The 14,376-nt window shown below is 59.1% G+C and carries 14 protein-coding genes and 1 pseudogene; 8 read left to right on the top strand and 7 right to left on the bottom strand.

Annotated elements, in window-relative coordinates; all coding sequences use genetic code 11:
- Window positions 1-52: 52 nt before the first annotated feature.
- The 4 genes from ACKLNA_RS02795 to ACKLNA_RS02810 all read right to left on the bottom strand — a co-directional run bounded on the left by ACKLNA_RS02795 (window position 53) and on the right by ACKLNA_RS02810 (window position 5,023).
- The gene (locus ACKLNA_RS02795; RefSeq protein WP_408984783.1) at window positions 53-679 is read right to left on the bottom strand and encodes a hypothetical protein; all 627 of its coding nucleotides are present in this window, start codon (window positions 677-679) and stop codon (window positions 53-55) included.
- 34 nt (window positions 680-713) lie between these two features.
- On the bottom strand, window positions 714-1,562 hold the full coding sequence (locus tag ACKLNA_RS02800) for a hypothetical protein (protein WP_408984784.1): 849 nt from the start codon (window positions 1,560-1,562) through the stop codon (window positions 714-716).
- 121 nt (window positions 1,563-1,683) lie between these two features.
- On the bottom strand, window positions 1,684-3,306 hold the full coding sequence (locus ACKLNA_RS02805; protein ID WP_114883765.1) for an MFS transporter: 1,623 nt from the start codon (window positions 3,304-3,306) through the stop codon (window positions 1,684-1,686).
- 70 nt (window positions 3,307-3,376) lie between these two features.
- Window positions 3,377-5,023, bottom strand: coding sequence for a GMC family oxidoreductase (locus tag ACKLNA_RS02810; protein ID WP_408984785.1), 1,647 nt, complete (start codon window positions 5,021-5,023; stop codon window positions 3,377-3,379).
- Window positions 5,024-5,156: 133 nt separating this feature from the next.
- On the opposite strand from ACKLNA_RS02810, the gene ACKLNA_RS02815 reads away from it, so the two are divergent.
- From ACKLNA_RS02815 to ACKLNA_RS02840, 6 genes are all read left to right on the top strand, one after another.
- On the top strand, window positions 5,157-6,044 hold the full coding sequence (locus ACKLNA_RS02815; protein ID WP_408984786.1) for a LysR family transcriptional regulator: 888 nt from the start codon (window positions 5,157-5,159) through the stop codon (window positions 6,042-6,044).
- A 99-nt stretch (window positions 6,045-6,143) separates the two neighbouring features.
- Window positions 6,144-7,406, top strand: a complete 1,263-nt coding sequence (locus tag ACKLNA_RS02820) for an MFS transporter (protein WP_408984787.1) — start codon at window positions 6,144-6,146, stop codon at window positions 7,404-7,406.
- A gap of 85 nt (window positions 7,407-7,491) precedes the next feature.
- The gene (locus ACKLNA_RS02825; RefSeq protein ID WP_408984788.1) at window positions 7,492-7,707 is read left to right on the top strand and encodes a DUF4287 domain-containing protein; all 216 of its coding nucleotides are present in this window, start codon (window positions 7,492-7,494) and stop codon (window positions 7,705-7,707) included.
- A gap of 13 nt (window positions 7,708-7,720) precedes the next feature.
- Window positions 7,721-8,206 (top strand): GNAT family N-acetyltransferase, encoded by a 486-nt coding sequence (locus ACKLNA_RS02830; protein WP_408984789.1) that lies wholly within the window; start codon window positions 7,721-7,723, stop codon window positions 8,204-8,206.
- Between the two features lie 85 nt (window positions 8,207-8,291).
- The gene (locus ACKLNA_RS02835; RefSeq protein WP_408984790.1) at window positions 8,292-9,980 is read left to right on the top strand and encodes a DUF2599 domain-containing protein; all 1,689 of its coding nucleotides are present in this window, start codon (window positions 8,292-8,294) and stop codon (window positions 9,978-9,980) included.
- A gap of 50 nt (window positions 9,981-10,030) precedes the next feature.
- Window positions 10,031-11,269, top strand: a complete 1,239-nt coding sequence (locus tag ACKLNA_RS02840; protein ID WP_408984791.1) for a DUF2599 domain-containing protein — start codon at window positions 10,031-10,033, stop codon at window positions 11,267-11,269.
- Between the two features lie 66 nt (window positions 11,270-11,335).
- Here the strand turns inward: ACKLNA_RS02840 and ACKLNA_RS02845 are convergent, their stop codons facing one another.
- Window positions 11,336-11,914 (bottom strand): DUF4337 domain-containing protein, encoded by a 579-nt coding sequence (locus ACKLNA_RS02845; RefSeq protein ID WP_134826368.1) that lies wholly within the window; start codon window positions 11,912-11,914, stop codon window positions 11,336-11,338.
- An 88-nt stretch (window positions 11,915-12,002) separates the two neighbouring features.
- Between ACKLNA_RS02845 and ACKLNA_RS02850 the strand changes: the two are divergent.
- A pseudogene (locus ACKLNA_RS02850) lies at window positions 12,003-12,152 on the top strand (DUF6124 family protein); the annotation flags it as partial.
- Window positions 12,153-12,218: 66 nt separating this feature from the next.
- On the opposite strand, the gene ACKLNA_RS02855 reads toward ACKLNA_RS02850, so the two are convergent.
- The gene (locus ACKLNA_RS02855) at window positions 12,219-12,578 is read right to left on the bottom strand and encodes a hypothetical protein (protein WP_408984792.1); all 360 of its coding nucleotides are present in this window, start codon (window positions 12,576-12,578) and stop codon (window positions 12,219-12,221) included.
- 289 nt (window positions 12,579-12,867) lie between these two features.
- Between ACKLNA_RS02855 and ACKLNA_RS02860 the strand changes: the two genes are divergently transcribed.
- Entirely contained in the window at window positions 12,868-13,137 is a 270-nt protein-coding gene (locus ACKLNA_RS02860; protein WP_085610622.1) for a hypothetical protein, read from the top strand.
- Between the two features lie 132 nt (window positions 13,138-13,269).
- On the opposite strand, the gene ACKLNA_RS02865 is transcribed toward ACKLNA_RS02860, so the two are convergent.
- Window positions 13,270-14,376 (bottom strand): DNA alkylation repair protein, encoded by a 1,107-nt coding sequence (locus ACKLNA_RS02865; RefSeq protein WP_408984793.1) that lies wholly within the window; start codon window positions 14,374-14,376, stop codon window positions 13,270-13,272.

Consider the following 14,376-nt stretch of genomic DNA (forward strand, 5'->3'; position numbering starts at 1 on the left):
TCATGCACTTGGCCGGCAGTCAGTTGTGTTGGCAGTCGCCATCAGCATTCAGTCAGGATTGCTTACCCGCTTCGGCATTCAAAAACAGCAGCGCGACCATCGGGTAGCGCTTGTTGTCGTGACTCGGGGTTTTTTGAGCTTTGGCAGGACAGACCCAGGCGAGCGCATCACTTGTCAGTGCCCGAAGCATTGTCTGGAAGGCTTCAATCTGATCAGCACTAGCCAGACGGCCTAGCGAATAGGGTGCAATAAATACGGCGCCCAATTTAGGCTCGTGGTAGTCGAGCCTGGCGGCATCGACAGTCGCCAATTTGCATTTACTCAAGATCCAGTCGCGGGCGTACGCCAGATTATCGATCGGCACGTAAGCGACTTTGGCCTCAATGCAAAAACCATTGCTGTCGTCGGCAATGTATAGGTCGTTACGGCCGATCGATGAGGTCTTTTCGTTCGCCTCCGTGGCGATCTTGCTGATCTGATATTCCTCGATGGCAGTCCAGTCGGCTTTCCAGGCTGCACCGGCGAGGATGCTTACATTGGCCTGTTCGTTGTACCAGTAGGGGAGATCATCGCCGTCCCACACATCGATGTAGCGCTCGGTGCAAGTGATCCAACTGTTCAGCACGGGGGCGAGTGGCTGTAAGGTCGGGCAAGCAATGTGTAAATATTGATCGTTCATCGAGACGATGATCCTTGTCATTTGACAACGTTGGTTAGAAGAGGTAGCTGAAAAAACCTTTGGATTGTCGAGCGCTGATCTCACGCGCGAAAAGATTGCTGGCCGATTTGAAGAAGGCTTGTTCCGTGTTGAACTTTTCCAGTTCTGTGGTCTGGAATAGCTGATGGAGCGTGACAATCGGATTGGCATAAACGGCGATTTCGTCGAGATACTTCTGTGGGCTCTGGGGGATGTCAGATTCAACAGGGACGATTTTTCGCAGGAGTTCCATCATGTCCTCACTGTTGATCGTCGCCATGTAAGGCTCCATTTTGAGCTTCATTTGTTTCTCGGTTTTTTCGAGCGACTTGTCCCGCACACTGGCAAATCTTTTGAATTGTTTGTAGGTGCCTGTCACCAGTGCCAGTTCTTCATATTTGATGTACAGGTCTATCCGGCATTGGTGAACAGTGTTTGCCCGTTCTTTCGTTGCATTGGCCAGCTCTTCAGTGTTTTTTGCCAGCGTTTTGAGAATGACTTCATAGCCTGGCTTTGCTGCCAGTTCGGGATGAGTCACGGCGTGCTTAAATTCATTAAAAAGCAACTGATACGAGCCGGCCAATTTTCCGTACTGATCTGCCAGCTCCAGGTTTTTTGTCGAGCAAGAGGCATGCAGTGCCCTTGTAGGCCGGTAGTAGCTGTCGATGATGTCCTTTTTGTCGCCGAGTGAGCTTTTGTAGCCTTCAAGGATACCGCTGAAGAGGAATGATCCCAGCAGTAACGGGACAACCAACTGGCTGAACCAGACGAGTATTTTGTTCCAGCGCGAATCCTGGTTTTGAGTTCTGTTGCCTTGGGCATAGTTGCTGGAAGTCGCATCAGAGGGCATCGGCTCATCAGCCATATCCTGTTCCTTAGGATGAATGTAGTCAGGGCTGATATTGATACGCCATTGCTTTATCAGTGACAAACATCAGGCAAAAAAGCCGCTTCAGGGCGAACCTGAAGCGGACTTGTTGGCGTAATCAGTTCTTGTCCAGATCGATATTCTTCGTCTCCCGCAGACAAATCATCCCCACCACCAGGCTCACCCCGGTAATCAGCACCGGGTACCACAGCCCGTAGAAAATATCCCCGGTGTACACCACCAGCGCAAACGACACGGTCGGCAGGAAACCGCCGAACCAGCCGTTGCCGATGTGGTACGGCAGGGACATCGAGGTGTAGCGGATGCGGGTCGGGAACAGTTCGACCATCAGCGCCGCGAGCGGGCCGTAGCACATGGCGGAGATGATGATCAGCGCGACGATCAGGGCCACGATCATCGGCTTGTTGATCTGCTGCATATCGGCCTGTTGCGGGTAGCCGGCGAGGGTGATTGCGCCGCGCAGGGCAGCTTCGTCGAAGCCGTCGAGCTTCACATCGCCGACGCTCACCTGCACCGCGCTGCCGGCAGGCGCTGCGACGCTGGAGTAGGGCAGACCCTGCTTGACCAGGAAAGTCTTGACCTTGTCGCACGGGCTGTCGAATTTGGCCTTGCCCACCGGGTCGAACTGGAAGGTGCAGGTGGCCGGGTCGGCCACCACGGTGATCGGCGCCTGTTGGCTGGCGTGGTCGATGGCCGGGTTGGCGTAGTGGGCCAGGGATTTGAAGATCGGGAAGTACAGCGCGGTGGCCAGCAGCAGGCCGAGCATCAACACCGGTTTGCGCCCGACCTTGTCCGACAGCCAGCCGAAAATGATGAAGAACGGTGCGCCGATCACCACGCTGATGATCAGCAGACTGTTGGCCACCGCCGGGTCCATTTTCAGAAACTGGGTGAGGAAGAACAGCACGTAGAACTGCGCAGCGTAGAAGGTCACTGCTTGCCCGGCGTTGATGCTGAACAGGGCGATCAGCACGACTTTGAGGTTTTCCCATTTGCCGAAGGATTCGCGGATCGGCGCCTTGCTGGCCTTGCCTTCCTCTTTCATCTTCAGATAGGCCGGAGACTCGTGCAGGCTCAGGCGAATCCAGGTGGAAATGCCCAGCAGCACGATCGACAGCAGGAACGGAATGCGCCAGCCCCAGACTTCGAACTGATCACCGGTGAAGTAACGGCAACCGAGCACCACCAGCAGCGACAGCAGCAGGCCGAGGGTTGCGGTGGATTGAATCCAGCTCGTATGGAAACCCCGTTTGCCGATCGGCGCGTGCTCCGCCACGTATGTCGCGGCGCCACCGTACTCGCCGCCGAGGGCCAGGCCCTGAAGCATGCGCAGCACCACCAGAATGATCGGCGCAGCAATGCCGATGCTGGCGTAGGTCGGCAGCAGACCCACGGCGAAGGTCGCCACGCCCATCAGGATGATGGTCGCGAGAAAGGTGTATTTGCGCCCGATCATGTCCCCCAACCGACCGAACACCAGCGCCCCGAACGGCCGCACGATGAAGCCTGCGGCAAACGCCATCAGCGCGAAGATGAACGCCGTGGTGTCGTTGACCCCGGCGAAGAACTGCTTGCTGATCACCGCCGCCAGGGCGCCGTAGAGAAAGAAGTCATACCACTCGAACACCGTCCCCAGGGACGAGGCGAAGATGACCTTTCGGGTATCGGGGCTGGCGTCCGTGCTGCGCACGGCATCCAGCGGCTGAGCGTGTTCTGACATATCGGTATCCCTCACAGTGATTGTTTTTGTTGTTTCCACTGGTGTTGCGTGTCCGGGTGATGCGCGATGTCTACAGGGTGTGGGCCATTTCTGTTTTCGGTGTGATGTTCCTGGTCTCGGGGTTGAGCATCAGCTGTGCCGCTTTCTCGGCAATCATCAGCGTAGGCGAACAGGTATTGCCGGAGGTAATGCGCGGCATGATCGACGCATCGGCAATCCGCAGACCGGGCACGCCATGCACCCGCAACTGCGCATCGACCACGGCGTCCGCGTCATTGCCCATGCGGCAAGTGCCGACCGGGTGGAAAATCGTCGTGCCGATCTTCGCCGCCGCTTCGTGCAATTGTTCTTCGGTTTGCAGGCTGGCGCCGGGCAGGTACTCCACCGGGTTGAAGGCTTGCAGGGCCGGGGCGCTGACGATGCGGCGGGTCAGGCGGATCGCGTCGGCGGCCACACGCAAGTCTTCGGGATGGCTCAGGTAATTGGGTTGAATCAGCGGCGCTGCTTGCGGATCGGCGGAACGGATCTCGATGCGGCCACGGCTCTGTGGGCGCAAATCACACACCGACGCGGTGAACGCGGGGAAGCTGTGCAACGGCTCGCCAAAACGCTCCAGCGACAGCGGCTGCACGTGGTATTCGAGATTGGCCGAAGTCTGCTCCGGCCCCGAGCGGGCAAACGCGCCCAACTGACTCGGCGCCATCGACAACGGCCCGCTGCGGTCATACAGATAGCGCAGGCCCATGCCCATCTTGCCCCACACGCTGCCGGCGATCTGGTTGAGGGTGCGGGCGTTTTCCAGTTTGTAGATCAGCCGCAGTTGCAGGTGATCCTGCAGGTTGCCGCCGACGCCAGGCAGTTCATGCACGACGCCGATTCCGAGCTTTTCCAGCAGCGGACGCGGCCCGATTCCGGAGCGCTGCAGAATGCTCGGCGAGCCCACGGAGCCGGCGCACAACACGATCTCCTTGCGCGCCTTGAAGTTCTTTTGTTGACCCTGCCAACGAGCGCTGACCTTCGAGGCGCGACCGTCCTCGAACAACACGCGGTCCACCTCAACTTCAGTCAGCACCGTGAGATTGGCCCGATCGCGAATCGGCTTCAGAAACGCCTTCGCCGCATTCCAGCGCACCCCGGCCTTCTGGTTCACCTGAAAGTAACCGCAACCTTCGTTATCGCCCTGGTTGAAGTCAGCGATGCTGGCGATGCCGCTTTGCTCGGCAGCGCTGCGGAAGGCGTCGAGAATCGGCCACGACAGGCGCTGGCGTTCGACCCGCCATTCACCCTTGTCGCCATGAAAGTCCGCCGCGCCGGCGAAGTGGTTTTCGCTCTGTTTGAACAGCGGCAGCACGTCGTTCCAGGCCCAGCCCGGGTTGCCCTCGGCGGCCCAGCGGTCGTAGTCGTTGGCCTGGCCGCGCATGTAGATCATGCCGTTGATCGACGAACAGCCGCCCAGCACCTTGCCGCGCGGATAACTCAGCGCGCGGCCGTTAAGGCCCGCTTGTTCTTCGGTCTTGAAGCACCAGTCGGTGCGCGGGTTGCCGATGCAGAACAGGTAACCCACAGGGATGTGAATCCACGGATAGTTGTCGCGCCCGCCGGCCTCCAGCAACAGCACACGCCGCTGCGGATCCGCCGACAGCCGATTGGCCAGCAAACACCCGGCCGGCCCGGCGCCGACCACGATGTAGTCGAATTCATCGAGGGAAGTCTGCATTCCCTGACCTCGCTTATTGTTTTTGTTGTCAGTCATCCTAGTTGTTAGCTTTCGTCAAAAGAATGTTAGTTTTTGCGCAGCCGCTGTGCGTTTTCAAACAGCGCTTAATGACGATAGCCGACAAGGACAAGCCATGTTCGACTGGAACGACCTGCGGTTCTTTCTTGAGTTGCAACGCAGCGGCCGGTTGCTTACCGCCGCCCGCCGCCTGAACACCACCCACGCCACGGTCGCCCGGCATATCGAAGCCATCGAAAAAAGCCTCGGCACCGCGCTGTTCGTCCAGCACGCCCAAGGCTACGAAATGACCCCGGCGGGGGAGGCGCTGCTCAAGCATGCCGAGGCCATGGAAAACGTCGCGTTGTTGGCTCAGGAAGAAATCACCCAGTCCACGGCGCCGCTGGGCAAGATCCGCGTTGGCGTGACGGAAGGGCTGGGCATCATGTTTTTGGCCAGCCGCATGATCGGGTTGTTCGAGCGCTATCCGGGACTGGAAGTGGAACTGGTTGCCGTGCCGCGCTTCGTCAGCATCCTCAACCGCGAGGCGGAAATCAGTATTCACCTGGAACGGCCGGCGGCGGACATGCTGGTCACCCGCAAACTCACCGATTACCGGCTCGCGCTCTATGCCAGCCGCACTTACCTCGACAATGCGCCGCCGCTGCGCAGTCGTGAGGATCTTGGCCGGCATGCGTGGATCGGCTATGTCGATGATCTGCTGTTCAGTCAGGAGCTGATGTTTCTCAACAGTTTCTGCCGCAATCCGCGTGTGGTGTTTCACAGCACCAGCGTGATCGCCCAGCAGCAGGCGGCGCGCTCGGGGTTGGGAATTGCGGTGTTGCCTTGCTACATGGCGGCGTCGGATCCGGATCTGGTGGCGCTGTTGCCGGACGAGAGCATCGAGCGCAGTTACTGGATCAGCACGCGGCGGGAGTTGCACAAGTCGGTGCGGTTGCGGGTGGTTTGGGATTATGTGGTGGGGTTGTGTGAAGGCGAGCGCGAACTGTTGATGGGCCAGTAAAGGACGGCTGTTTCATGCAACTAAAACGCCCGGCAAAAGGTCATTCGATTTGCAGAGGTTGAGTCATCTCGCAGAACCTCGACAACGAAGACGCATGCCGTGGCTACTCACCTCGATCGCCGCAATAACCTGTCCCTCGACAGCCTGAATTTCTTCCTCGCCGACGTGCGTGACGGGCTCGGTCCTTATCTGGCGATTTATCTGTTGGCGGTTCACCACTGGGAGCCGGCGAGCATCGGTCTGGTCATGACGATTGCCGGAATCGCCGCGCTCATCACCCAAACCCCGGCGGGTGCGTTGGTCGACAGCACTTGTTCCAAACGGGCACTGATCGCGATTGCTGCGCTGGTGGTCACGGGAAGTTGTCTGCTGCTGCCGTTCGTGACCTCATTCAGCCTCGTGGCCGTGACGCAAGCCATCAGTGCCGCTGCCGCTTCGATCTTCGCCCCGGCCATCTGCGCGATCACCCTCGGGATCACCGGGCCTCGCGCCTTTACGCGAAGAACCGGGCGCAACGAAACCTTCAACCACGCCGGCAATGCCTGTGCGGCACTGTTGGCCGGTTTGTTCGCGTATCTGTTCGGCCCCGTCGCGGTGTTTTATTTGATGGCGGTCATGGCGCTGGCCAGTGTGATTGCCGTCTCGTTCGTATCGGCCGACGCCATTGATCACGATCTCGCCCGAGGTCTTTCACCCAGCGAAGCGGGGCAGGGCAAGCAGCCTTCGGGGCTGTCAGTGTTGCTCACCAACCGGCCGCTGCTGATGTTCGCGATTTGCTGTGCGCTGTTCCATCTGGCGAACGCGGCGATGCTGCCGCTGGTGAGTCAGAAACTGGCGCAGGCCAATCTGCAGATGGCCACGCCGCTCACGTCCGCCTGCATCGTCGCGGCGCAAATGGTGATGGTGCCGGTCGCGTTGCTGGTGAGCGCGAAGGCCGATGTGTGGGGGCGCAAGCCGTTGCTGCTGGCGGGATTCCTGATCCTGCCATTGCGCGGTGTGTTGTATGTGCTGTCCAACGATCCGTGGTGGCTGGTTTCGGTGCAACTGCTCGATGGCATCGGCGCGGGGATTTTCGGTGCGCTGTTTCCGGTGGTGGTGAAAGACCTGACGCTGGGGACCGGGCATTTCAACGTCAGCCTCGGGGCGATTTCGACGGTGTTTGGCCTGGGCGCGGCGTTGAGCAACAGCCTGGCGGGGGTTGTGGTTCAGGAGGCGGGGTACAGCGCTGCGTTTCTGACGTTGGCGGCGGTGGCTATGGTGGCGCTGGTGCTGCTTTGGGTGGCAGTGCCGGAGACGGGATCGCGGTCCGGTGCTGAACCTGACGGGTTGCCAGGACCTGTGCCGCCGATCGTTGCACCCTGACGCATGCTTGCACTGGACGACGTGACCAACCTGGCCTTCAATCTGTGAGTTCATAAAACTCCGTCGCAAACAGGGAGCTTGCAGCATGACCGACGACACCCAAGTAAAAGGCCCGGCGTCCTACTTTCCTTCGATTGAAAAGAAGTACGGCCAACCGATTGACCATTGGTTGAAGCTGCTGACCAGCATCACCGACAAAAAACACATGGAACTGGTCGCCTGGCTCAAGACCGAACACGGCATGGGTCACGGGCATGCGAACGCACTGGTCGCCCATCATCTGGCCAGCGTTAAAAAGTGAGGGCAGGGCAGCCATGAACTTGAAACACAGGCCAGTGAAGGCCGATGACGTCAAAACCATCTGCGGTTTTCCGCAGGGCGTTCAGGAGTTGTATTTCATGTTCCCGAAGGCGGAATTTCCGTTGACGGAAGCGCAGATGAGCGTCGCGATCAGTCAGCGCTTCGACTCCACGGTGGTTGAGGCCGATGGCGAGATTGTCGGCTTCGCCAACTTCTATCGCGCCGAGCGTCACGGCATCTGCTGCATCGGCAATGTGATTGTCGCGCCGAGTGCCCGGGGTAAAGGTGTGGCGCGATTTATTGTCGAGACCATGGCTGAGCTGGCCTTCGAACGTTGGGAGGCGAAGGAAGTGCAGTTGTCCTGTTTCAATGAAAACACGGCCGGGTTGCTGCTGTATCCGACGCTGGGGTTTGTGCCGTTTGATATCGAGGAGCGTGCTTCGCCGGGTGGAGGGCGGACGGCGTTGATTCATATGAGGCGCAACAGAAGTCCGGCCTGATCCACTATCGGTTTGACCGTCAGGGTTGTGCTTACTACGCTGCTGTTCATGGAAGTGTCATCTCGCACGACAAGGAGTGTCGGTTATGCGTGCAGCCGTTCGTTCGCCTTTTATCCTGAGCCTGTTTCTGCCCCTGGCATTCAGCGCCGTGGCGGCCCAGCCACCGCTTGATCCGCTGGAAACCCTGAACCGCATCAACCGCAACTACAACACCCTCAAGGACGCATGCCAGGAGCCCGATACCGGCGCCGCTCGCGGGCATTACTACTGCAGCGGTGTGACCCTGCGCATGGTCAACGACGGGCCGTTCAACCCGTGGGACTACAGCCCTTACGCGATCAAGATCGGTGCGACGTCCTACTCGTGGATTCGCAAGGATCTGAGCACGCGGATCCTCATTCACCCGGCCGGGTTGATCCTTCGCACACCTACCGATGCGGCGGCGTTGAAGCTGCCGGTCAAGGAGCAGGGCTTCACTTGCATCTACGCCTTCGATGGCGGCACCGGGCCCGAGCGCAAGTGGTATGGCTGCGGCTTTTTCGACAGTCGCGAACCGCCGCGCGCCGCCCAGCCACCGATGAACAACAGGAACGCCGCGCTGGCCTACGGCACCTGCGCGGAGGCGGGCGTGAGCACCGCCGAACAGTGGACCAGCAAGTACACCGGGCTGATGAAAGGGCCGATCCAGTACAGCCAGTGTTCCTGGAACGCGGAGAAACCCAGCGACTGGAACGCGATGATCCGCGTCCACGAATCGCGGGTGAATACCACCAACAAAGACCCCTTCGCCTTCAGTGCGCAGGTCAACGAATTCATGTTGAAGAACGCCTCGGCCACCAACGATGGCAGCGAAAACATGAAGTACATCGATGCCTTCATCTACAACGTCAACAGCACACAAAACTTCGCCACCCGTGGCGATCAGGCGCCGCCCAAACCGGAAAACGGCCTGAACAGTGCGCGCAATTTCCAGAAGAAACTCCAGGCCCAGGGTTACAGCGTGCCGATCCTGCGGCTGGATTTCACCAAACCGCCGGAGCAGCGCTTTAGTTATGTGGCGGCGGATCAGGCGATTGATCTGACAACTGCGGGCAATGGCCAGCCTGCACCGGTGACGTCTCGCTACATTGCGTCGGCCAATTGGGTCGAACGCCACGATCCCGGTACCGGCAAGAACGAATGGACGCTCAACGTCACGCCCACCGCTCAGGGCAAGGCGATTCAGGCCAGCGATCAGGAAGCGTTGTACAAGGAACTGTTCGCTTTGCGCGGTGCCGACAGCCAGTGGCGCGACAACGAAAAATCCCCCGGCAGCATGCGTCAGCAACTCAGTTGTCTGGTGCAGAACTACCCGGGCAAAACCGAGTGGAACCTGGAACCGTTCCGCCCCGTCGTCAGCCCACAAGAAGCCGCCAAGGCCGGATGCAATCCGTTGCCGGCCAAGGCGCCGCAATACATCGCCTCTGCCGACTGGGTCAAACGCTACGACCCGGGCACCCGTCAGGACGAGTGGACCTTGAGCGTCGTGCCGACAGCCGCCGGGCGCGCCTTGCCGAACGAACAGATCGATACCTTGTACCAGCAGTTGTTCGCCCTCAGGGGCGCCGATGGCAACTGGCGCGACAACGAGAAATCTGCCGGCAGCATGCGCCAGCAATTGAACTGCGTACTGGTGAATTACCGCGCCAAGACGCCATGGAATCTTGAACCCTTCCGGCCTGCGCTTTCGGACGCCGAGACCCGGGCGGCGGGGTGCAATCCGGTGGCGCGTTAACTCGGTTTCAAACAGGGAAGTCGAGAAGAACAATCCGGGAGAAGCACGTCATGAAAGAACGCTTGAACAGGATCGTCCCGCTGCTTGCGTTGCCGTTGTTCCTGCAGGCGACTTCGGCCAGTGCCGAATCGTGCGCAGACACGCTCAAACGCGTTGAAACCTTGTACAACAACACCACCGCCAGTTGCGGCAAGGACCCGGCATCGGACTGTTCGGGATTGCTGATTCGCGGCACTCATCGCGCCGATCCGGCAAAAGGGCAGAAGTGGGATGTCTGGAACCCCAGCCCCAAAGCGGTAGAACTGGGCACGTTCGCCGCGTCCTACATGCGGGCCGATGGCATCAGCTACGAAGATCCCGGCATGAGCACCCAGAACGGCTACATCATCACCCCGGTCGACATGGTGCGCGACCCGGAAACCCCGGTGCACGTCTACTGCGCGTTTCCCAACGATGCCTGGACCGACTTCCGCGACGATCGTGGCTGCGGCAACAACAAGAACACCAGCCAGACCGAAGCGGTCTGCCAGTCCATGGCCCCGCCAATCACCAACGTCAACGCCTGGGTCGCACACTTCACCAAGTTCAACAACAACCGTCAGCAAGACCAGTTGCAATGCGGCTTCAACATGCGCAACCCGATGAGCAGCCAGGATCGGGTCAACGCGTTCCAGAACTTCATGGGCGCCCGGCGCGTCATCAACACACGTGAGTTCCAGACCCAGACCGAACTGCGTCTGGGCAATCCGAAGACCGATGAGCTGCCGATCCTGGCCTTTTTCTACAGCGACCAACGAGGCTTGAACGACGCCCTGGCCAACCAGCGCGACTACAAAGCCAGGACCGGCAAGGACCGCAACATCGTCAAGATCGACTTCCCGAAAACCCCCAACGGCAAAGCCACGTTCTCCTGCATCCAGACCGCAGCGCCACCGGCCCAGCAGTTCTGCGACAAATACATCGAGTCCAGCACCTGGGCCCAGCGCGATGACCCGAAACTCGGGCCGAAAACCTGGTCACTGCAAGTCGTACCCACCGCGTGTGGCCGTGCGATCAAGGATGACCAGACCGACCGGATGTTTGCCGAGTTGTACAACAAACATAAGGACGATGAGCAATGGCGGATGTACAGCGTCAACGGCGGCTCGATGCGCCGGCAGATGGTTTGTCACCTGGCGGCGACGTTTGATGGCAAGCCTGTGAGGAACAAGCCGGAGTGGAACCTTGAGCCTGCGCGGCCGTATGTGGATCAGGCGACGGCGGTGGCGCAGCGGTGTAATCCTTTCTGAGGTTATTGAAGGGTGGGAATCCGGTCTGCCGATGCTTCAGGTATCGGCAGGCAGGATTTTCAAGACTCAAATATGCAGCCAGGCCAGTGAGCCCAACATGACCCCCAAACCCGCCGCGCCAAACGAGACGCGCCTGAGCCATTCCTTGCGCGTCAGCAGGGTGATGGCCGCCAGTGAAATGGCGATTTGAATCGCGGTCATGGCCTGGGCCCAGCGGTGATGCTGGTGCAGGACCTGTTCCGACTTCTCGTCCCACTCTTTCGCCTGCAGCTCAAGTGTTTCTGCCTTTTTGCGGGCTTCCTCTTTCTGCTCCGCATAGCGCCGCGCCTCGGCAACGTAATGAGCGGAGTCCAGCCCCGGAAGATGGCTGGCCAGCTCCGACAGGTTCTGCCGACTGGACTTGGCCTGATAGTAGTTCCACTCGTTGGCGGCTTCGGTCTTCTGGATGGCCGCGTTGTTTTTGTCCATGGCCGCCTCGCTCTCCGTCGAACCGGCCTGATAGCTCATCAAGGCGCCGACCGTCGCCATGATCGCCGTCATGACCGCGATCTTGCTTGCAAAGCGATCGCCTTTTGCGTGGGCATGATGGGTGGTGTGTTCAACGTGTTGTTCGTGAGGACTGGGGACTTCGAACTCTTCAGGCATGACGGTCGGACTTGGGTTGATGAGGGAGTTTGCGCGGATTATGCAGGGTGGCCGGTTTTTTAGACACAGGGGACTGGTGGTCAGATAATCCCTCGATTCCGTCAGCGAAATGCTCAGCAACTTCGCCGCCATCCTCGAACCCGCCCACCGCAAAACCGCACTGGGCATCGCACAAGTGGTCATGGTCGCAGGGCTGGCCGTGAATCAGGCGCTGGATAAGGTTGAGCTGAAAGCGTAGAGGCTGCGCTCAAGTAAAAGGGAGCAGATCCATTACCTGAATCTGCTCCCTTTTTGTTCCATGCGCTCAGCCGTTGGCGCCTGCTCGCTTTTCCGCCGTCACGATGCAAGCCTTGTAGAAATTGGAATGGAAATCGCTGATCGCTTTCTGCTGCAAGCTCTCGCTTGAGTACTGAGGAATCGCGTACGCCTCGCGAATCAGCGTCTTGAACAACTCACCCACATACTCGCTCTGCTTGCCTGCCGCTTCGGCCAGTTCCCACACCGAATCCATGGGCGCGCCTTGCTGCCTGCTTTTCATGACCTGTTTGGCCGAGTTTTCTATTCGCTGGCACTCTTCGAGCTCTTCCTGCGGAACAGGAGAGGCAAGAGCGGAAAGACTGATGGTGAAGGTTATCGCGGCTGCAGCAAGAGATCGTTTGTGCACGAGGTGTCGTCCGTGATTTTGAGGCTGAACCTTATCATTCGGGGCTTGGCGTCACCATTGCACGCAGGGTGATAGACAGGAAAAGAACCCGGCGCGTTGCCCGAGTCTTGAGCGTTCGAAAAGATCTCTCCTCTCACTCCATCAGCTTGTCAATAGCACAGTTGAGCGACTGTGCAGCCGGCAGCGCGGTGGTAGGCTTTTTACGAGCGCCCGATCTGTTCAGATTATTGATTAAGGCAGGTCAGGCCAATGCACAAGCCGCATGTCAGATAACTGAAAGGATTCGAAAATGAAAAAGTCCATCACTGCTCTGGCCGTATCCGCAACGCTTGCTTTCACCGCCACCGTCGCGAATGCTTCCGTACATCCGACCACCCTCAAGGCTCCTCAAACTGTCAATCAAGTAACAGCTTCTATTGGCACGCCTTTCGGTACCCAACAAACAGCGGGTGAAATCCACATGGCCAGTCTGGCCAGAAGTTGCTCCGATGATCGATATTCCTGGTGGGAATACAGCGGTTGGGAAATCGTCGGCTGTCTCGCAAGCGGCCAGTGGTAACTGCTCAAATGGGCCTGGTGCGTGACTTGTGTGGTGAGTGCGCACCAGCGCTGGTTGTGAGTCAGGTGCTGGATCAGGAACTCAACGCATAAACTCGATTCCGAGCCAAAAGGGCCAAACTGTCTTTTATAACTATGAAGTGAGGATGTTAACGGCAGAACTCCCCAACCGCTCTCCATTAACCACCACATGCACCGCATGCTCCCCCGCATAATGCTTGCGCGTGGTGAAGTCCTTGATCACCTGCCTACGCGCCACAACCTCACTCCCAAACCCCGCCAACACCAACGTCTTCAACTTGAAAACCTTGGCCGAAGTCCCGCCATTCGCCTTCACATAGTCAATCGCATAATCAATCACCAACCGCTGTTCTACCGGCACCAATGACCGCACGGTGAATGACAAAGTGATCGTCTCCCCAAGCCGCACAACCGCCGGTTCCACCTTCACATCCAGCAACTCGACCTCAGCCTTCGCCCCCGCACCGATAACAGTGAGCGCCCGCAAATCCCCCTGTTTGATCAAACTCCGCAGCGCATGTTTGGCAATCCACGCGGTGTGTTTGTTTTCCAGCGCCCATCCCTCAACCGTATCCAGCACCCATTCCGGGTGTTCCTTGGTCACGTCATTCAAATGATTCGCCACGGACTTGCGTACGTACAAACTCTCATCGGCCTTCAACCGCTCAAGAATCCCGGCGGCCAAGCGCGGATCAGCCTGTACCGGTTCCAGGCGAAACGACCACGGCAGACGAGGGCGGCTGCCTTCGCTGGCGAGTCTTCGGACGTGGTGGTTTTCGTCTCGGGCCCAGTCGTGCATCAGTTCCAGCGAGCGTTCCAGGTCGCTGCGCAGGAAGTGGCGGATGGCGAATTCGGAGGAGCCGAAGGTGGTGAAGTACTTCAGGGCTTCCATCGAGGTGTCGAATGCGTGCGCGCCGTAGCTCGCGACGTAGTGCGGCAGGCTCATGCTGACGAAGCCGCTGTTCAGACGTGGGGCGAGTTCGCGCAGTACGGTGAGGGAGTCTGTGTAGTCCAGTGGCAGCACGGCGTGCAGGCTTTCGCTGACGCGGGCCATTCGCTGCATGACCGAAAGGTCGGCGAGGCCGTCGTTGGCATGCTTGAGAAAGGCCTTGGCCTTGAACGCCGGGTACACGGCGCTCATTTCGCGGGCGATGTGTTGCAGGCGTTCGGCGTTGAAGATTTCTTTCAGGGCCGGGGCGGCGGTTTCGGTCGTGCTCAT

This window comes from Pseudomonas sp. UV AK001, from assembly GCF_046097675.1.
Lineage (GTDB): Bacteria > Pseudomonadota > Gammaproteobacteria > Pseudomonadales > Pseudomonadaceae > Aquipseudomonas > Aquipseudomonas kribbensis.